Consider the following 19,587-nt stretch of genomic DNA (forward strand, 5'->3'; position numbering starts at 1 on the left):
TACAATTTCGGGGGATCGGGGGGCGCGAACGGCGCTTTGGCCATGCGCAAAGCGGGCCGCGTGCGGGCCCGCTTCTGTCATCTAATCAATGGGATCAGAGGCTGACCAGCCATCCGGCAACCGTCAGGGCGCCCACGATGGTGATCGGCACCAGGAAACGGTCGATGTTCACTTCGACGAAGAAGCTGATGGAGCGGTAGCTTTCATTAATCATTCGCATCGGTCTTGCCCTCGGTTTTCGCGGGGATTTCCCCCGTCGTGGTTCCGAGTCTGACGCTGAATTGGGGCGGGAATTTGACCTGCCCTTGACGCTTTTACGAAATGTTCATTACTGGCCCGGCCCGGCCTGCCCGCCCCCGATCAGGGGCAGAACAGGTCATTGGTCAGGGCGAACAACATCAGCGACAGGATAAGCGTCAGGCCAATGGTCATGAAAAGCCGCATCGCCCGGTCAGAGGGTGGACGGCCCGCAACCGCCTCGAAGGCGTGAAACAGCAGGTGACCGCCATCCAGCACCGGGATGGGGAAAAGGTTCAACAGCCCCACGGCGGTCGACAGGACAGCCACGAACCAGAAGAAACTGTCCAGACCCTGGCTTGCAGCCGCGCCCGAGGTTTCCGCGATGCCGATGGGGCCTTGCAGATTGCAGCTGGAAATCGCGCCGGTGATCATGTGCCACAAGCCCGACAGAGAGGTCTGCACAACGTTGACCACCGTCGACCCGCCCGCCGTGATGGCTTCGCCCAACCCGACGCGGGTGATCTCGGGGTCGAAAAACAGCCCGCCCGTCACCCCGATCAGCCAGCGGGTCTCGAACCCGCCCTCGGGCGACGGCAAATCCATCCGGCGCGGAGCCAGGGCGATGTCCAGCATCTCGCCATCGCGCCAGACCGACAGGGCCAGTTCCGCACCCTGGGACGCTTCGACCGCACCGCGAAGTTGCTCGAAGGCGTAGATCGGCGCGCCGTCGATGCTGCGGATCACGTCGCCCTGCTCCAGGCCCGCATCCATCGCGGCCGAGCGTGGCGTCACGCTCTCGACGACTGCAATAAGGGGGAAGTTCGCGTCGACCGTCAGAGTCTGGCCATCCCGCTCCACCTCGTAGGACAGCGCGGAAGCCGGTTCCAGGGTGCGGCCAAGTTCGAACACGTCAACCAGCGTTTCAACCGCCTCGCCCTCGATCGAGAGAATGCGATCGCCCGGCTCCAGAAGCTGCATGTCGGCGGGCATCGGGCGGATGTCGCCTACCACGGGCTCGTTCGAAGCCTGGCCGGAAAAGACCATGACGCCAGCAAAGACGATCACCGACAGGATGAAATTGAAGATCGGACCCGCCGCCACCGTGGCCGCGCGGGCCCAAAGCGGGGCGCCGTGCATGGATCGCCGGCGTTCTTCGGGGTCGAGCGCATCGACCGCCGCCGCATCCTTGCCCGAGGCCGCGTTGGCATCGCCGAGGAATTTCACGTACCCGCCAAATGGAAGCGCGGCGACCTGCCACTTGGTGCCGTGCCGGTCCGTGCGGGCAAACAGCACCGGGCCGAACCCGAGCGAGAACACCTCTGCATGGATGCCAGACCAGCGCCCCACGATGTAATGGCCGTATTCATGGATCGCGACGATGATCGACAGCGCCACCACGAAGGCCAGAAGGGTGAAGGCGAAGCCGCCGAAGGAAGGGATAAGCTCGGTCAAGCACTCTGCTCCTGTCTCGCTTGGGCCAGTTCGCTGGCTCTCACTCTTGCCAGATGGTCCGTCATCAGCACTGTCTCAAGGCTGTCCATGGCATCGGTAAGGCGAATTTCGCGCGACATCGCGTCAAGCGTGTCCTCCACGAGCGGCGCCATCTCGGTAAAGCGGATATCACCGGCGATGAAATGGTCGAGCGCGATTTCCTTGGCCGCGTTGAACACGGCCCCCGCGCCGCCGCCCGTCGCCATCACGTCACGCGCAAGCCGCAGGGCCGGGAAACGCTCCGTGTCGGGCGCGCGAAATTCGAGCGTCGCAAGCTTGGCCAGGTCAACCCGCTCGACCGGCAGCGCGCGCCGTTCGGGCCAGTGCAGGGCATAGCCGATCGCATGGCGCATGTCGGGCGCACCCAGATGCGCCATCAGCGCGCCATCGCTGAACCCCACCAGCGCATGAACGATGCTTTGCGGATGGATCACGGTGTCGATCTTTTCTGGCGAAATTCCGAAAAATTCCTTTGTTTCAATCAGTTCTAGCGCCTTGTTGAACATGGACGCGCTGTCGATCGTGATCCGCTGTCCCATGTCCCAGTTGGGGTGCGCGCAGGCATCGGCGAGGGTGGCCTGCGACAGCCGCTCCAGCGGCCAGTCGCGCAGCGCCCCGCCCGAGGCAGTGATGATGACCCGTTCCACGGCGTCCATGTCTTCGCCCACCAGGGCCTGGAACACGGCGGAATGTTCGCTGTCCACGGGCAGGATGCGAGCCCCGTGGGCACGCGCTTCGGCCATCAGCAGCGGGCCTGCTGTGACCAGGCTTTCCTTGTTGGCAAGCGCCAGGCTGCGCCCGTGACGCAGGCCATGAAAGCCCGGCGCCAGTCCGGCGGCGCCGACGATCGCTGACATGATCCAGTCGGCGGGCCGGTCGGCGGCTTCGATCAGCGCCTCCTGCCCGGCAGCCACGGCAACCCCGGACCCCGCCAGAGCCTCGCGCAACGCGGGCAGACAATCCTCGTAGCAGGTCACCGCGATCTCGGCCCGGAATTCGCGTGCGTCGCGGGCCAGTTGGCTGATGTTGCGCCCACCCGTCAGCGCCACCACGCGGTAACCCGCGGGGTCGCGTCGGATAAGGTCCAGCGTGTTTTGTCCGATGGACCCGGTCGCACCGAAAATGCTGACCGTTCTCGTCACATCAACTGCCCCCCGGCAAGGATCATCGCAAGCGTGGCGACCGCCCCTGCCCCGGCCATCGCGTCGAAACGGTCGAGAATGCCGCCATGTCCCGGAATGAGGTTCGAGGAATCCTTGACGCCCACATGCCGCTTGATGGCGCTTTCGGCGATGTCGCCCATCTGCGAGGCCAGGGACAGCAGCGGGGCGACCAGAAGCACCATGACCGGCTCCCACCCCAGAAGCGCCCAGGCAACGGCAGCGGCGGCGATCCAGCCCGCCGCGGTGCCAGACCAGGTCTTCTTGGGGCTGACCCGTGGCCAGAGCTTCGTGCCGCCAAGGATGCGCCCGGCGAAATAGCCCGCGATATCCGTCGCCACCACGACGCCCACGACGAAAAGGACGAAGATCAGCCCATACATGACCCGCAGGTAGAACAGGCCGAAAGCCGCGAACAGGAAATAGCTGCCATAGGTGACGAAGATCCAGCCGCGCCCTTCGGGCACGTTCTGCACCCCGCCCCAGATCGCAAGGCCGATCAGCGGCACGATCCAGGGGGTGAGGATCAGATGTTCCAGGAAGCCCTCGCCGCGGGCGAAGGCAAAGATCTGCGCCAGACAGGCGGCCAGCATGCCGGCCCCGGCGATCAGCCCCGCCACGCGCGGCGATCCCCCGTCAAGCAGCCGGTGCAGTTCCCAGATGCCAAGTGCCGCCAGCAAGACCAGCCCGATCATCAGAGGAAACCCACCAAGATAGATCAGCCCGAAGCCCACGGCGGCCATGCCAAGCCCCGAGATCACCCGAGGGGCCAGATCGCCCCAACGCCCCGCGCCGCTCATGCCTTGACGGCACCGAAGCGCCGGTCCCTCTGGCCAAACCGGGCCAGCACTTTTTCGAATTCGTCCTTGGTGAAGTCAGGCCAGAGTGTGTCGATGAATTCATACTCCGCATAAGCCGACTGCCACAGAAGGAAGTTGGAAATCCGCGCCTCTCCGCTGGTGCGGATCACGAGGTCTGGATCGGGCAGGTAGCAGGTGTCGAGATAGCGCGGCAGGGTTTCGTCATCCACGTCCCTGGGATCGAGCTTGCCCGCCGCCACGTCCTGCGCCAGCCGCTTGGTGGCGCGGGCCACCTCGTCGCGGCCGCCATAGTTCAGCGCGATGGTCAGGTTGACCCCGGTATTGTCCGCGGTCAGCAGTTCGAGATTGTCCATCATGTCCTGAAGCCGGGGCTCCAGCCGGACACGGTCACCGATGAAGCGCACGCGCACGTTCTTGGCATGCAGTTCCTGCGCCTTGTTCGTGATGAAGCGCTTGAAGAGCCGCATCAGCCCCGCAACCTCGGTCTGGGTGCGTTTCCAGTTCTCGGTCGAGAAGGCGAAGATGGTCAGGTATTTTACGCCGAGCGGCTCGCAGGCTTCGACGATTTCCTGCACGCGCCGTGCCCCGGCGTGATGCCCGACAAGACGCGGCCGCCCGCGCAGCTGCGCCCAACGGCCATTGCCATCCATGATGATCGCCACGTGGCGCGGTGGGGTCGGAGTGTTGTCCTTGGGGGCCATCGGCGCTGCCACGGGGATCATGCGAGGTCGTCAGACCTGCATGATCTCTTCCTGCTTGGTGGCCAGCGACGCATCGACCTTGGCGATATGGGCATCGGTGATTTCCTGCACTTCGGATTCCCAGATCTTCTGGTCGTCCTCGGACATGCCCGCCGCCTTGGCCTTCTTGATCTGGTCCATACCGTCGCGGCGCACGTTGCGGATCGCCACGCGCGCGTGTTCGGCATATTGCGCGGCGACCTTGGTCAGTTCGCGGCGGCGTTCCTCGTTCAACTCGGGGATCGGCAGCATGATGATGGTGCCGTTGAGCTGCGGGTTGATGCCAAGGCCCGACTCGCGGATTGCCTTCTCAACCTTGCCCACCAGCGACTTGTCCCAGACATTGATCGTCACCATGCGCGGCTCGGGCACGTTTACCGTGCCGACCTGATTGATGGGCGTCATCTGGCCATAGGCATCCACCTGCACGGGCTCCAGCATCGAGGCCGAGGCCCGACCCGTCCGCAGCGAGGCGAATTCCGTTCTCAGCGATGCCAGGGCGCCATCCATGCGCCGTTCCAGATCGTCCAGATCAATCTCCAAATCGTCGGACATGCCCGTACCTCCGTCAGGTCTTGCTCGTTGGTTGGGGTTTTACCCCGTTCATTGCACCTTTGTATAGGTGCCTTCCCCGGCCAGGATCCCCTTGAACCCGCCCGGTTCATCCAGGCTGAAGACGATGATCGGCATGTGGTTCTCGCGCGCCAGCGCGATGGCCGATGCATCCATCACGCCCAGGTGCTGCGCCAGCACATCATCATAGGAAATCGTGTCATAGCGGGTGGCGTCGTCGTGCTTGACCGGATCCTTGTCATAGACACCGTCAACCTTGGTGCCCTTGAAGATCGCCTGGCAGTTCATCTCGTTGGCCCGCAGCGTGGCGGCGGTATCGGTGGTGAAATAGGGGTTACCGGTGCCGGCGGCGAAGATCACCACGCGCTTCTTTTCCAGGTGGCGCACAGCGCGGCGGCGAATATAGGGTTCGCAGACCTGGTCCATCGGGATGGCGCTGATCACGCGGGTGTGGATGCCCAGCTTTTCGAGCGCACCCTGCATCGCCAGCGCGTTCATCACCGTGGCCAGCATGCCCATGTAATCGGCCGTTGCCCGTTCCATGCCCTGCGCGCTGCCCTGAAGACCGCGGAAGATGTTGCCGCCCCCGATCACCATGCAGATTTCCACGCCCATGTCGTGCACCGACTTCACCTCGCGGGCGATCCGTTCCACCGTGGGCGGGTTCAGACCGTAGCCCTTGTCCCCCATCAGGGCCTCGCCCGAGATCTTCAGCATGACGCGGGAATAAGTCGGGGCGGGCGCGGTGTCTGAGGGCATGGGAGATCCTTGGAATTATGTTATCTGCCGGGGCCTTTTGCGGCCCGGCGCAACATGGCCTAAATAGGCCCGGGGTTCAACGGCCAATCCCGCCCCAAAAGGCGTAGGACTGGGCGCATTCGAGACAGGCAAAGGCGACCGATGATCGACATTTCCAAGCTATCGCCAGAGCGGCCGGTGCTGATCGCGGGGCCGACGGCCTCGGGCAAAACCGCCCTGGCGCTGGAGATCGCGGCGCGTCAGGGCGGGCGCATCATCAATGCCGATGCGCTTCAGGTCTATGATGGCTGGCGTGTCCTGACCGCCCGCCCCTCGCCCGAGGAAGAGGCCAGCGCGCCACATGCGCTCTTTGGCCATGTGCCGTTTGATGCGGACTATTCCACCGGCCAGTGGCTACGCGACGTGATTCCCCTGCTGGAGGGTGGACCGCGTCCGATCATCGTGGGTGGAACCGGGCTCTACTTTGCCGCCCTGACCGAGGGTCTGGCGGAAATCCCCGCCACACCCCCGGCCATCCGGGCCGAGGCGGACGCAATGGAGCCGGCCAAGATGCTGGCCGATCTCGACCGCGAGGACCCCGAGATCGCAGGCCGGATCGACCGGCAGAACCCGATGCGGATCCAGCGGGCCTGGGAGGTTCTGCGCGCCACGGGAAAACCGCTCTCGGCCTGGCAGGCCGAGACCCCTGCCCCGGCCCTGCCGCTCGATCAGTGCGAGCCTCTTCTTCTGGATGCCGACCGCGACTGGCTGGCCGAGCGGATCGCGCGGCGCTTCGACCTGATGCTGAAGGGCGGCGCCCTGGAGGAGGCCCGTGCGCTGGAACCGGTCTGGGAACAGGCTGGCGGTGCGAAGAAAGCCATCGGCGGGCCAGAACTCATCGCCCATCTGCGCGGGCAGCTCAGCCTGTCGGACGCGCGCGAGGCCGCGATCATCGGTTCGCGCCAATACGCCAAGCGGCAACGGACCTGGTTCCGCGCGCGAATGAGGCAATGGCGCGCGATCGCGCTGCCCTGAAAGATTTGGTTAACAAGCCTCTTTCCCGAAAGCCTATCTGCCCCTAGGCTCCGCGGTGATGAGCGAGTTTTACAAAGTCACCACCCTGGCCAAGATGCGGTCGGACGCGCCCTGGCGCCATGCGACTCTGCATTCGGACCCGCGCCCGCAGCTGTTCTGGTTCACCCGTGGCCAGGGCCGGTTTTCCATTGGAGCCGTGACGCGCGGCTACGGGCCCAACACAGCCGTGTTCATTCCGTCAGGCGTGATGATCGCGGTCGAGATTTCGGCGCAGGTTCAGGGCGTGCTGCTGAAACTGCCGTTCGACCCCACGCTCGGCCTGCCGACGGTGCCTTTCCATATCCGTGTCAGCAATGTCGAGGCGCAGTCCAATTTCTCGGGCTATATCGACATGATCGAACGCGAGCTGGCTGCCCATGCGCCCGCCCGAGACCAGGCATTGCGCGCCTACGGGCTGCTCATTTCCACCTGGATCGCGCGGCAACTTGCGGTGCAGGACGGCACCATCCTGCGCGACAAGACCCATGTTCTGGCCGAACGCTACGCCGCGCTGGTTGAAAGTGGCTATCGCAGTGGCAACGGCGTGTCGAGCTACGCCGAGGCCCTGGGCGTGACACCGACCCACCTGACACGGGTCTGCCGGGACGCCTGCGGCCGTCCGGCCCTGGCCATCTTGCAGGAACGAATCCTGCATGACGCCTGCCGATTGCTGGTTGATACGGACATGCCCGCCCGCGATATCGCCACTGAACTCGGCTTTTCCTCGGCGGCCTATTTCACGCGCGCCTTTTCCAAGCTTGCCGGTTACACGCCGTCAGAGTTTCGAAAACTGCCCCCGATGCGGCAGATTCTGCACGCGGGTTGATCGAAGCGCTCGGATCACCCCGCTTTCAAGAAATGTCAGGGTTTCGCGGGTCCTTGTCGTTTTTGGCACATCACAATGTCGCAATTCGCACCCAAATCGAATAGCGGGACCATTGACGCAAGCCCATTATTGGTGCGGTAATGATCTCATATCTGGCGCGCGGGGCTGTCGGCCTCCTCTGACTCCTGCGACGACAGCAAAGAATAAATTGTGTCACAGGGAGATGAGAATGACGCAGCAAACCACCCACTTCCTCAAATCGCATCCGGCAGCGGAAATGTATGCGGAGGAATACAAAAAAGGCGAACTGTCGCGTCGTGAGTTCCTCACGCGCTCTACCGCGCTCGGCGTGTCCGCCGTTGCCGCTTATTCGCTGATCGGCCTGAACCCGGCCGAAGCAGCTGGCCACCGCGCGACGCCCCAGATGGGCGGCACGCTGCGCATCCAGATGCGCGTCGACCAGGGCAAGGACCCGCGGACCTATGACTGGTCCGAGATGGGCAACCTCAGCCGCGGCATCTGCGAATACCTCGTGGAATACAACCGCGACGGGTCGTTCTCGGGCGTTCTGCTGGAAAGCTGGGAAGCCAACGCAGACGCCACCCAGTACACCCTGCATGTTCGTCAGGGCGTGATGTGGAACAATGGCGACGAATTCACCGCGGAAGACGTGGCCGCCAACTTCACCGGCTGGTGCGACACCTCGGTGGAAGGCAACTCGATGGGGACCCGCATGGGGGCGCTTGTCGATCCCGAAACCGGCCAGGCCCGCGAAGGCTCGATCGTGGTTGTCGACAGCCACACCGTGCAGCTGAACCTGCCCGCCGCCGACATCACCATCATCCCCGGCATCGCAGACTACCCGTCTGCCGTGCAGCACCGTGACCTGATCGGCACCGACCCGCTTCAGCACGGCGTGGGCACCGGCGCCTACCGCCTGGTCGAGCACGAGGTGGGCGTTTTCGCCGCCCTCGAGAAGAACCCCGACCATACCTACTGGCGCGACGCCTACCTTGATCGTGTCGAAATCATCGACCTCGGCGAAGACCCGGCGGCCTGGGTGGCCGGTGCGGAAGCCGACGAATTCGACATGACCTACGAAACCACCGGTGACTTCATCGACATCTTCGACGCCATCGGCTTCGAGCAGTCGAGCGCCACCACCGCGGCAACCCTGGTCATCCGCATGAACCAGAACAACCCGCCCTACGACAACGCCATGGTGCGTCGTGCGGTGAACATGGCCGTGGATCCCAACGTGGTTCTGGAACTGGGCTATGCCGGTCGCGGCACCCCGGCAGAAAACCACCATGTCTGCCCGATCCATCCCGAATACGCGCAGCTGCCCGCACAGACCGTCGACAAGGACGCGGCCTATGCGATGCTGCAGGAATCGGGCCATGCCGACCACGTGTTCGAAATCGTGTCGCTCGATGGCGGTTTCGAGCGTGACTCCACCGACGCCCTGGCCGCACAGCTGCGCGACGCGGGCTTCAACGTGGAACGTCGCGTGATCCCGGGCTCGACCTTCTGGAACGACTGGGCCGTGTATCCCTACAGCTCCACCACCTGGAACCACCGCGAACTGGGTGTCATGGTGCTGAACCTGGCCTACAAGTCGGGTGTGCCGTGGAACGAAACCGGCTTCTCCAACGCCGAGTTCGACGAATTGCTGGCCCAAGCGAACGGCATCCAGGACGCTGACGCGCGCCGCGAAGTGATGGCCCGCATCCAGCAGATCATGCAGGACGAAGCGGTCATCAACCAGTCTTACTGGCGCTCGCTCTACCGTCACGCCAAACCCGGTGTGGTGAATGCGGAAATGCATCCCAAGTTCGAGATCAACATCGCCTATCTCGGCTGGGCATAATCCAAGGGAAAGGGCGGCGCGGAACCCCGTGCCGCCCTTTTTCCCACCAGATTCCGGGTCCGTAGGGCAAACGGGCCTTATCCCAACGGTTCATAAAGAAACCGGCCAAGCCGTCCGTGGGCGGCACAAGCGACAGGGAATATCATGGGACTCTTCATTCTGCGCCGTCTTGGCGTGATGATCCTGACTGCACTCTGCCTGACATTCGTGGTCTTCTTCCTCACAAATCTCGGGCCCAATCTCGAAAAGCTGGCCAAGACCCAGGGCAACAACCGGATGTCGGATGCCGAGGTTGTGCAATGGCTTGAAAACAACGGCTACAGCCGCCCGATCGTGGTGCGCTACGGCGAATGGCTGGGCGTTGTGCCGGGTTGGACGCGCGAAACCCGTGACGGAGACATCGTGGGGCGCTGCATCGACCAGGGCATGGACCCTGCCGAAGCCCCTACCTTCTGCGGCGTCTTCCAGGGCGATTTCGGCTATTCCACCCGGCTTGACGACGAGGTGTCGGGCGTGATCGGCACACGGCTTCCGCTGACGGGATGGCTGATGCTGATTGCCTTCCTGGTCATGGTGCCATCGGCGCTGATCGTGGGCATCCTTGCCGGGATGCGAGAGGGCAGCCGGATGGACCGAACCCTGTCCACCTTCTCGATCGCGTCGACCGCGACACCGGAATACGTGTCGGGCGTGATCTTCATCATCCTCTTTGCCTCCTCCACCGCGGGCCTGTCACCGTGGCTGGCCGAGAATGGCTGGATCGAGGGGCGCACGTGGTTTCTGGGCTCGGCCCGGTCGGCGATGGATGACATAACGCTGTGGAATTTCACGCTGCCGGTGATGACCATCGCACTTTACGGCATGGGCTATATCGCGCGCATGACCCGGGCCTCGATGGCCGAGGTGATGACGGCGCAATACATCCGCACCGCGCGCCTCAAGGGCGTGAGCTTCCGCAACATCGTGCTGAAACACGCGCTGCGCAACGCGCTGATCGCACCCTTTACCGTGATCATGCTGCAAATCCCGTGGCTGCTCACTGGTGTGGTGATTGTCGAGACGCTCTTCAATTACAACGGCTTCGGCTGGACCCTGGTGGAGGCGGCCTCGAACAACGATATTGAACTGCTCCTGTCCTGTTCGATCGTCGCCGTGTTCGTGGTTCTGCTGACACAGCTGATTTCCGATATCGGCTACGTCTACCTGAACCCGCGCATCCGCATTTCTTAAGGAGACGAGAGCAATGGACATGCTGACCTGGTCCGGGTCCCTCGGCCCCTACCTGAACCCGCTGATGCTGGGGGCCGTCGCGGTCTTCTTCGCGGCCTTCCTTCTGAACCTCGCAATGAACCTCATCGGGCTGCGCCAGGCCGAGCCGATCGTGAACCCCGATCACACGATCAGCTATCGATATGGCCCGGTGGATTATGCCCTGCTGGCCATGAAATATTCCGTCTTTGCCGTTCTGGCGGCCCTGGCGGTCTATATCGTGGCGGGCATCCTGCAACCGAGCATGGAGTCCAAGGGCATCATCGGCGCGCTCGGCGCGCAGTTCCTGCCCGTCTGGATCGCGCTTGTGGCCACCTTCGTCTTCTCGATCCGCTTCAAGCGTCGGCTCGGGCTTTACGGCAAGCTCTTCGACAACTTGATCGGCATGATCGGCTTCGGTCTTGTGATGTTCTGGATCTTCACCGCGATCTTCGCGCCGACCATTGCAACCCATGGCGCGCTCGACGTGGTGGCCTCGCTGCGCAATGACGCGCCGGGGATCGCCGTGCCCAATGCGGCGGCGGACGGGGTGTTCCCCTATTACCTGCTTGGTGGCGACGCGCTTGGGCGCGATGTCTTCAGCCGCATGGTGTTCGGGGCGCGCGAGGTGCTGACCATCGCGCCCGCGGCCACGCTATTCGCCTTCATGGTGGGCATCACCCTGGGCCTGCCCGCAGGCTACATGGGCGGACGCTTCGACACACTGATCACCTTCATTGCCAACCTCGTGCTGGCCTTCCCGGTGATCCTGCTGTTCTACCTGCTGGTCACGCCCGAGATCGTCGAAGCCGGGGTGCCGGTCTACATGGCATCGGTCCTGTTCATCATGCCGGTGATCTTCGTCTGGGTGCTGCTCTATTCGCGCTACCGGGCACAGCCCAACATCATCAAGTGGGTGGCGATCCCGATCACGCTGGTGCTGCTGCTGCTCTATCTCGGCACGGTGTTCCGCTTCGATCCCTTCGTGTGGCTGGCGACCTCGTTCATCGGCTATCTCAACCAGGGCAACCCGGTCTCGGAATGGATGACGCAGACCCGTGAAGCCTACGAGCCGCTGATCGGGATTCCCATCGACGGCAACCTGCTGATCGTTTTCGTGTCGGTCGTCTTCGTCAACAGCCCCACGGTGTTCCGTATCGTTCGCGGGCTGGTGCTGGACATCAAGACCCGCGACTACGTGGCGGCGGCACAGACGCGCGGCGAAGGCCCGTGGTATATCATGCTGTGGGAAATCCTGCCCAATGCGCGCGGGCCGCTCATCGTCGATTTCTGTCTGCGCATCGGCTACACCACGATCCTTCTGGGCACCTTGGGCTTCTTCGGCCTTGGCGTTGACCCCGAAAGCCCGAACTGGGGTTCGACGATCAACGAGGGGCGGCGCCTGCTGACGGTCTATCCGCACCCGCCGCTGCCCCCTGCCCTTGCGCTGATGACCCTCGTGCTTGGTCTCAACCTGCTGGCCGACGGCCTGCGTGAAGAAAGCCTGAAGGACTGATCCCATGACAGAGACCTATGACGGACCGATCCTGGAAATCGAGAACCTCTCCATCAGCTTCTTCACGCGCCTGCGCGAGATCCCGGCGGTGATGGATTTCTCCTGCACGGTGATGCCGGGCGAGGCTATGGGCCTCGTGGGCGAATCCGGCTGCGGGAAATCCACCGTGGCGCTTGGGGTCATGCAGGACCTGGGCGTGAACGGGCGCATCGTCGGGGGCTCCATCAAGTTCAAGGGGCGCAACCTCAACGAGATGAGCCACGAGGAACTGGCCAAGATCCGCGGCAAGGAAATTGCCATGATCTACCAGGAGCCGATGGCTTCGCTCAATCCGGCGATGAAGATCGGCAAGCAACTGATGGAAGTGCCGATGATCCACGAAGGCGTGTCGGCCGAAGAGGCCTACAAGCGCGCGCTCGAAGTGGTTACCGATGTGCGCCTGCCAGACCCCAAGCGGATGCTGGACAGCTTCCCGCACCAGCTGTCGGGTGGCCAGCAGCAGCGGATCGTTATCGCCATGGCGCTGATGGCGAACCCTTCGCTTCTGATCCTCGATGAACCCACCACCGCGCTCGACGTGACGGTGGAGGCCGCCGTGGTAGAACTGGTCAAGGACCTGGGCAAGAAATACGGCACCTCGATGCTGTTCATCTCGCACAACCTCGGCCTCGTTCTGGAAACCTGCGACCGGCTTTGCGTGATGTATTCGGGCGAGGCCGTGGAAACCGGGTCGATCGAGGACGTGTTCGACAAGATGCGCCACCCCTATACGCAGGCGCTCTTCCGGTCGATCCCGCTGCCCGGGGCCGACAAGAACAGCCGCCCGCTGGTGGCCATTCCCGGCAACTTCCCCCTGCCCCACGAACGGCCCAACGGCTGCAACTTCGGCCCCCGCTGCGACTATTTCGAAGCCGGGCGCTGCGATGCGCGCGACATCCCGATGGACGCGATCGAAGGCGATGACCGCCATGATTCCCGCTGTCTGAAGTTCCGCGAGATCGACTGGAACGCGCCGATCAAGGCGTCCACCACGACCGAGAAGGCGGAAATCGGCGAAGTGGTGCTGAAGGTAGACAACCTCAAGAAATACTACGAGGTGGCAGCGAGCGCGCTTTTCGCCCATGGCGACAAGAAGGTGGTGAAGGCCAACGAGACGCTGAGCTTCGAGGCCCGCGAATCCGAAACCCTGGCCATCGTGGGGGAATCGGGCTGTGGCAAGTCCACGCTCGCCAAGGTGTTGATGGGGCTGGAAACGGCCACCGACGGACACGTGCTGCTTGATGAGCGAGGCATCGAAACCGTGCCGATCGAGGAACGCGACACCAAGACCGTGTCGTCGATCCAGATGGTGTTCCAGAACCCCTTCGACACGCTCAACCCCTCGATGACCGTGGGGCGCCAGATCATCCGGGCGCTGGAGATCTTCAAGATCGGCAAGAACGAGGCGGAACGCCGCCAGCGCATGCTGGAACTGCTCGACCTCGTGAAACTGCCCCGCGCCTTTGCCGATCGCATGCCCCGGCAACTGTCGGGTGGCCAGAAACAGCGCGTGGGCATCGCCCGCGCCTTCGCGGGCGGCGCGCGGATCGTGGTGGCCGACGAACCTGTTTCGGCGCTCGACGTGTCGGTGCAGGCGGCAGTGACCGATCTGTTGATGGAGATCCAGCGCAACGAGAAGACGACGCTTCTGTTCATCAGCCACGACCTGTCCATCGTGCGCTATCTCTCGGACCGGGTGATGGTGATGTATCTGGGTCACGTGGTGGAAATCGGCACGACCGACCAGGTCTTCAGCCCGCCTTACCATCCCTATACCGAGGCGCTTCTCTCGGCGGTTCCGATCGCCGATACCTCGGTCGAGAAAGAGCACATCGTTCTGGAAGGCGATATTCCCTCGGCGATGAACCCGCCGTCGGGCTGCCCGTTCCAGACGCGCTGCCGGTGGAAGAAGGACGTTCCGGGTGGGCTGTGCGAGGCCGAGGTGCCGGCCATGAAGACGCTGGCCGACGGACACCAGATCAAGTGCCACCTGGCCGATGACATCCTGTCGCGCATGCGGCCCGTCATCAAGATCGCGGCCGAGTAAGGCGCCCGATCCGATCCAGTCGAAGGCCCCCTCCCCTGGGGGCCTTTTGCTTTAAGATCGAACTGCAAGACATTGTCAGGAATGAAAAAAGAGGGTCCCCAGGGACCCTCTTGAGTTTCGCTGTTCAGGCTCAGTATTTGTACCGCCCGTAGTTTTCTGCCTGCGGCCTGAACCGCGTCAGGGGCGAGCGCACCCGCCCCGTGTTTCAGAACCCGCGCCGGGGCAATTGGCGCAGGTCCCGATCTCTTAGCTGCAGCCGCTGGTCGCGCCGCAGGTGTTGCACTTCATGCAGGTGCCGTTGCGCACCAGCGTGTAGTTGCCGCATTCGCCGCAGGGATCGCCCTCGTAGCCCTGCATCTTGGCCTTGGTGCGGGCATCCATGCCCACGGTGCCCGAGGCCACGGCGGTGGTGCTGCTGGTCGACACCGCGATGGTGTTGGTCGCCGTTTCCGGCACCAGCGTTTCCAGCGTCGCCACCGGATCGCCGCCCGCAAGCGCCGTCATCGCGCCGCCCTGGAACACCACCAGCTCCTGCGGAACCCGCTTGCGCAGGTAGCCGGTCGAGCTGATCTGCTTGAGCACGTCGATCGGCGAAGACCCACGGCTGTCAGGCACTTCCTTGACGTTGGACACGCCCTCTTCCTGCCCGCGGCCCACATCGTCGAAGGACGCGCCTTCTGGCTTCACATGCGCGAGGTCAGTCCGATCGAGGTAAGACACCGCCAGTTCGCGGAAGATGTAGTCGAGGATCGAGGTGGCGTTCTTGATCGAGTCGTTGCCCTGCACCATCCCCGCCGGTTCGAACTTGGTGAAGGTGAAGGCGTCGACGAATTCCTCCAGCGGCACCCCGTATTGCAGGCCCACGGACACGGCGATGGCGAAGTTGTTCATCATCGCGCGGAAGCCCGCACCTTCCGTGTGCATGTCGATGAAGATCTCGCCAAGCGAGCCGTCTTCGTATTCGCCGGTGCGCAGGTAGACCTTGTGGCCGCCCACGATCGCCTTCTGGGTATAGCCCTTGCGGCGTTCCGGCATCTTCTCACGGTGGCTGCGGATCAGTTCCTTGACCACCACCTTCTCGATCACCTTCTCTGCCAGCACATGGGCCTTCTCGACCGGCGTGCCGGTCTCCAGGATCTCGGCGGCCTCGTCGTCATCCTCGACCAGGGCGGCCGCGAGCGGCTGGCTCAGCTTCGAGCCGTCGCGGTAAAGCGCGTTGGCCTTGACACCCAGGCTCCAGGACAGCTCGTAAGCCTTCTGGCAGTCCTCGATGGTGGCATCGTTGGGCATGTTGATCGTCTTGGAGATCGCCCCCGAGATGAAGCTCTGCGCCGCCGCCATCATGGTGATGTGGCTGTTGACGGAGAGGAAGCGCTTGCCCTTCTTGCCGCAGGGATTGGCGCAATCGAACACGTGGTAATGCTCTTCCTTCAGGAAGGGCGCGTTCTCCAAGGTCATGGTCCCGCAGACATGGTCATTCGCCGCTTCGATGTCCTTCCGGGAGAAGCCGAAATGGCGCAGCATGTCGAAGGTGGGATCGTTCAGTTTCGCCGCCGGAATGCCCAGCACCTTGGTGCAGAACTCTTCCCCGAGCGTCCACTGGTTGAAGACGAAGCGGATGTCGAAGGCAGACGGCAGGGCCGCCTCGATCTTCTCGATCTCGGCATCGCCGAAGCCGTGGCCGCGCAGCGTGGTGTGGTTGATCACCGGCGCGTTTCCAAGCGTGCCGTGGCCAACCGCGTAAGAGGTGATCTCTTCGATCTGGCTGCTGGTGTAGCCCAGCTTCTCCAGCGCCGCAGGCACCGAGCGGTTGATGATCTTGAAGTAGCCGCCACCGGCCAGCTTCTTGAATTTGACCAGTGCGAAGTCGGGCTCGATACCCGTCGTGTCGCAGTCCATCACGAGGCCGATGGTCCCCGTGGGGGCGATCACGCTGGTCTGCGCGTTGCGGTAACCATGCTTCTCGCCCAGGGCCAGCGCCTCGTCCCAGGCCTGAACCGCAAGGTCCACCAGGCGCTGATCGGGGCAGTTGGCATGGTCGAGCGGCACCGGCTTGACCGCCAGATCCTCGTAACCGTCCGTCTCGCCATGGGCTGCGCGACGGTGGTTGCGGATCACGCGCAGCATATGCTCGCGGTTCTTCTCGTATTTGGCGAAGGCGCCCAGTTCCGAGGCGATCTCGGCCGAGGTGGCATAGGCCACGCCGGTCATGATGGCGGTCAGTGCGCCGCCGATGGCCCGGCCCTCGTCGCTGTCATAGCCCAGTCCCATGTTCATCAGCAGGCCGCCGATATTGGCGTATCCCAGACCGAGCGTGCGGAAATCGTAGCTCAGCTGCGCGATTTCCTTCGAGGGGAACTGCGCCATCATCACCGAGATTTCCAGCGTCAGCGTCCACAGCCGGGTGGCGTGCATGTAGGTCTCGGCATCGAACTGGCCGTCCTTGAAGAAGGTCAGCAGGTTCATCGAGGCGAGGTTGCAGGCCGTGTCGTCAAGGAACATGTATTCCGAACACGGGTTCGAGCCGCGGATCTGCCCGTCTTCGGGGCAGGTGTGCCAGGCATTGACCGTGTCGTGGAACTGGATACCGGGATCGGCGCAGGCCCAGGCCGCGTGACCGATCTGGTCCCACAGCTCGCGCGCCTTGACGGTCTTGCAGACCTTGCCGTCGGTGCGGTTGATCAGTTCCCAATCGGCGTCCTTCTCGACCGCGTAGAGGAACGCGTCGGTCACGCGGATCGAGTTGTTCGAATTCTGGCCAGAGACGGAGTTATAGGCTTCCGAATCCCAGTCGGTATCGTAGGTCGGGAACTCGATCGAGGTGTGACCCTGCTTCGCGTAGTCCAGCACCCGCTTGATGTAAGTTTCCGGAATGGAACATTTTTTCGCGCTGCGGATCGCGGATTTCAGGGTGTCGTTCTTGGCGGGATCAACCGCGTCCTCCAGCTTGCCATCCCAGGCGGCAATGGCGGCGAAGATGCCATTGAGCTCGCGCTCGTGCATCTTGGAGCCGGCGACGATCGAGGCGACCTTCTGCTCTTCGAGCACCTTCCAGTTGATGAATTCCTCGATATCCGGGTGATCGGCATCGACGATCACCATCTTGGCCGCGCGGCGCGTGGTGCCGCCCGACTTGATCGCGCCCGCCGCGCGGTCGCCGATCTTGAGGAAACCCATCAGGCCCGAGGACTTGCCGCCACCCGACAGCTTTTCACCCTCGGCGCGAAGCGACGAGAAGTTGGTGCCGGTGCCGGAGCCGTATTTGAACAGGCGCGCTTCGCGGACCCACAGGTCCATGATGCCGCCTTCGTTCACCAGGTCGTCGGACACGGACTGGATGAAGCAGGCATGCGGCTGCGGATGTTCGTAGGCGGAGTTCGACTTGACCAGCTTGCCGGTCTTGTAATCGACATAGTGGTGGCCCTGGCTCGGGCCGTCGATGCCATAGGCCCAGTGCAGGCCGGTGTTGAACCACTGCGGGCTGTTGGGCGCGGCCATCTGGCGCGCCAGCATCAGCTGCATTTCATCGAAATAGGCGCGCGCGTCGGCTTCTTCGGTGAAGTAGCCACCTTTCCAGCCCCAATCGGCCCAGGCCCCCGCGAGACGACGGAACACCTGCTTGGCCGAGGTTTCACCGCTGAAGCGGTCTTCTTCGGGCAGATCGGCCAGCGCAACCTCGTCAGGCACGTGACGCCACAGGAAAGACGGCACGCCCTTTTCTTTCACCGGCTTCAGGATCGCGGCGACCCCGGCCTTGCGGAAATATTTCTGCGCCAGCACGTCCGAAGCCACCTGGCTCCAGCCCACGGGAACTTCCACATTGTCGAGTTTGAAAACGGTGGTGCCGTCGGGGTTGCGAATTTCCGACGACGTCAGCGAGAACTCCAGCCCCGCATAGGTATCCTGCTCAGCCTGGGTGAAACGGCGTTCGATTTTCATCTGCCTCTAGTCCCTTCCTTGGACGATGGGTCGACCGCGCCCGGCCAACCCGTCTTGTTCCCTGTCCTCAAGGCAGATGTTGTCCGGCCGGTTCCCCCCAGAGAGCCGGTGGAGCCTGTTTTTCAAGGCTCGTACAAGTGGGATGGTCATCTGCCCCGTTTTTTCCGGTCGATCACTATATTTAGTGTCGCCCCGACCGGCTCATACAAATTGACGTATCCAAGCATAGGGCGTCAACGGAAAAGTTTTACCCTATCGTTACAAAAAAGGGTTGCATGTGGCGTTTGGTGCGGTCCCCGGTGAACGCATTCGATTCATCCACAAGCGGCCAACCGGGAAATTCCCATGAAAGCATGGGCGCTTAGGCGGCGTGGCTCATTTTTGATCAGATTTCGCAAGAAAACACTACAGATAGCCGGGATACAAAAAAGATAGCTACATGTTGTAGCGAAATGATAAAAGATTCTGAAAGGGGTGCAACCGTGGGGCGACTGCCCCCCCGAATCCACCGCACTGTTCTACAGTTTGCCAAGGGTGGCCGCTACCCAAAGGGCCACCTGGCCAGCCCGATCCTGCCGAACAAGCCCCAGCTGCCGCAGCCTGCGCAGGCGCGACACCATATTTAGTGATCTCAACCCGGAATAAGCATCCAGAAGCGCGCGATGCTCTGGCAAGAGCCGCGCCCGCGAGGCTTGCAATGCAGCGAAGTTCTGCGCGTTCCACCTGGCCAGGGTCCCGCTCAGGATCCATTTCAATCTGGCCAGAGCGGCCCGCGCCCCCCGATTGGTGCCGAAGAGATTTCCGCCGTGCTGGCGGTAAAGCACCGTCGGCGTCTCGTCTCGCACAACAGCGCCCCCGCAGCCCGACATCAGCTGATAGAGCCACCAATCATGGGTGACAGGCCCACCTACGCTCTGGGCTTCGCGCGCCGCATCGCGCGCCAGGGCCGCCCCGGCGGGGTTGAGCAGCATCGTGTTGCCGCCTGCAATGCTTTGCACAAGCGCATTCCTGAAACTCGGCGCATGGGAAAAAACGGGCGATCTGCGCCGGTTGGCAAGGTCATCCCCCTCGACGATCCAGGTTGCGCTGCCATAAAGCGCGGGTTCGTCATGCGCGGCCAGCGCCTTCAGACCGCGCGAGAGCCTCTCGGGCAACCACACGTCATCCTGATCCGACAGGGCAATCCAGCCCGGATCTTCGGGCAAGCCGCTCAGCAATGACAGGAAGTTCGCGGTCGCCCCCCTGCCCGGCCCGTCGATCACGCG

General features: G+C 63.2%; 15 protein-coding genes. 6 read left to right on the forward strand and 9 right to left on the reverse strand.

Annotation, left to right across the window (positions count from 1 at the left end):
* Positions 1–94 precede the first annotated feature (94 nt).
* The 7 genes from ACEQXV_RS10835 to pyrH all read right to left on the reverse strand — a co-directional run bounded on the left by ACEQXV_RS10835 (position 95) and on the right by pyrH (position 5,784).
* Positions 95–220 (reverse strand): hypothetical protein, encoded by a 126-nt coding sequence (locus ACEQXV_RS10835; RefSeq protein WP_370252558.1) that lies wholly within the window; start codon positions 218–220, stop codon positions 95–97.
* Between the two features lie 140 nt (positions 221–360).
* A complete protein-coding gene (rseP, locus tag ACEQXV_RS10840; protein ID WP_370269124.1) occupies positions 361–1,692 on the reverse strand; it encodes an RIP metalloprotease RseP in 1,332 nt (443 codons plus the stop codon).
* Positions 1,689–2,873: a 1-deoxy-D-xylulose-5-phosphate reductoisomerase gene (dxr, locus tag ACEQXV_RS10845; protein WP_370269126.1), complete on the reverse strand. Its 1,185-nt coding sequence runs from the start codon at positions 2,871–2,873 to the stop codon at positions 1,689–1,691. Before dxr ends, rseP begins: the two co-directional genes overlap by 4 nt.
* Entirely contained in the window at positions 2,870–3,691 is an 822-nt protein-coding gene (locus ACEQXV_RS10850; protein ID WP_370269127.1) for a phosphatidate cytidylyltransferase, read from the reverse strand. Before ACEQXV_RS10850 ends, dxr begins: the two co-directional genes overlap by 4 nt.
* Positions 3,688–4,434, reverse strand: coding sequence for an isoprenyl transferase (locus ACEQXV_RS10855; RefSeq protein ID WP_370269128.1), 747 nt, complete (start codon positions 4,432–4,434; stop codon positions 3,688–3,690). The genes ACEQXV_RS10850 and ACEQXV_RS10855 overlap by 4 nt, the downstream gene beginning before the upstream one ends.
* 9 nt (positions 4,435–4,443) lie before the next feature.
* Positions 4,444–5,007: a ribosome recycling factor gene (gene frr, locus ACEQXV_RS10860; protein WP_370269130.1), complete on the reverse strand. Its 564-nt coding sequence runs from the start codon at positions 5,005–5,007 to the stop codon at positions 4,444–4,446.
* A gap of 48 nt (positions 5,008–5,055) precedes the next feature.
* Positions 5,056–5,784: a UMP kinase gene (gene pyrH, locus ACEQXV_RS10865; protein ID WP_370254216.1), complete on the reverse strand. Its 729-nt coding sequence runs from the start codon at positions 5,782–5,784 to the stop codon at positions 5,056–5,058.
* Positions 5,785–5,925: 141 nt separating this feature from the next.
* Here pyrH and miaA point away from each other — a divergent pair, with 141 nt between their 5' ends.
* From miaA to ACEQXV_RS10895, 6 genes are all read left to right on the forward strand, one after another.
* On the forward strand, positions 5,926–6,798 hold the full coding sequence (gene miaA, locus ACEQXV_RS10870; protein ID WP_370269132.1) for a tRNA (adenosine(37)-N6)-dimethylallyltransferase MiaA: 873 nt from the start codon (positions 5,926–5,928) through the stop codon (positions 6,796–6,798).
* Positions 6,799–6,856: 58 nt separating this feature from the next.
* A complete protein-coding gene (locus ACEQXV_RS10875; protein ID WP_370252141.1) occupies positions 6,857–7,663 on the forward strand; it encodes an AraC family transcriptional regulator in 807 nt (268 codons plus the stop codon).
* Between the two features lie 229 nt (positions 7,664–7,892).
* Positions 7,893–9,533, forward strand: coding sequence for an ABC transporter substrate-binding protein (locus ACEQXV_RS10880; protein ID WP_370252140.1), 1,641 nt, complete (start codon positions 7,893–7,895; stop codon positions 9,531–9,533).
* A gap of 144 nt (positions 9,534–9,677) precedes the next feature.
* On the forward strand, positions 9,678–10,763 hold the full coding sequence (locus ACEQXV_RS10885) for an ABC transporter permease (RefSeq protein WP_370252138.1): 1,086 nt from the start codon (positions 9,678–9,680) through the stop codon (positions 10,761–10,763).
* Positions 10,764–10,776: 13 nt separating this feature from the next.
* Positions 10,777–12,297: an ABC transporter permease gene (locus tag ACEQXV_RS10890; RefSeq protein ID WP_370269133.1), complete on the forward strand. Its 1,521-nt coding sequence runs from the start codon at positions 10,777–10,779 to the stop codon at positions 12,295–12,297.
* A gap of 4 nt (positions 12,298–12,301) precedes the next feature.
* On the forward strand, positions 12,302–14,383 hold the full coding sequence (locus tag ACEQXV_RS10895) for a dipeptide ABC transporter ATP-binding protein (RefSeq protein WP_370269135.1): 2,082 nt from the start codon (positions 12,302–12,304) through the stop codon (positions 14,381–14,383).
* Positions 14,384–14,629: 246 nt separating this feature from the next.
* Here the strand turns inward: ACEQXV_RS10895 and ACEQXV_RS10900 are convergent, their stop codons facing one another.
* Positions 14,630–18,322, reverse strand: a complete 3,693-nt coding sequence (locus tag ACEQXV_RS10900; protein WP_370269137.1) for a vitamin B12-dependent ribonucleotide reductase — start codon at positions 18,320–18,322, stop codon at positions 14,630–14,632.
* 518 nt (positions 18,323–18,840) lie between these two features.
* Positions 18,841–19,587: glycosyl transferase (locus ACEQXV_RS10905; protein WP_370269139.1), on the reverse strand; the 747-nt coding region annotated here is incomplete at its 5' end.

Origin of the sequence: Nioella sp. (assembly GCF_964229645.1) — a bacterium.
In the GTDB taxonomy this organism is placed as follows: Bacteria; Pseudomonadota; Alphaproteobacteria; order Rhodobacterales; family Rhodobacteraceae; genus Nioella.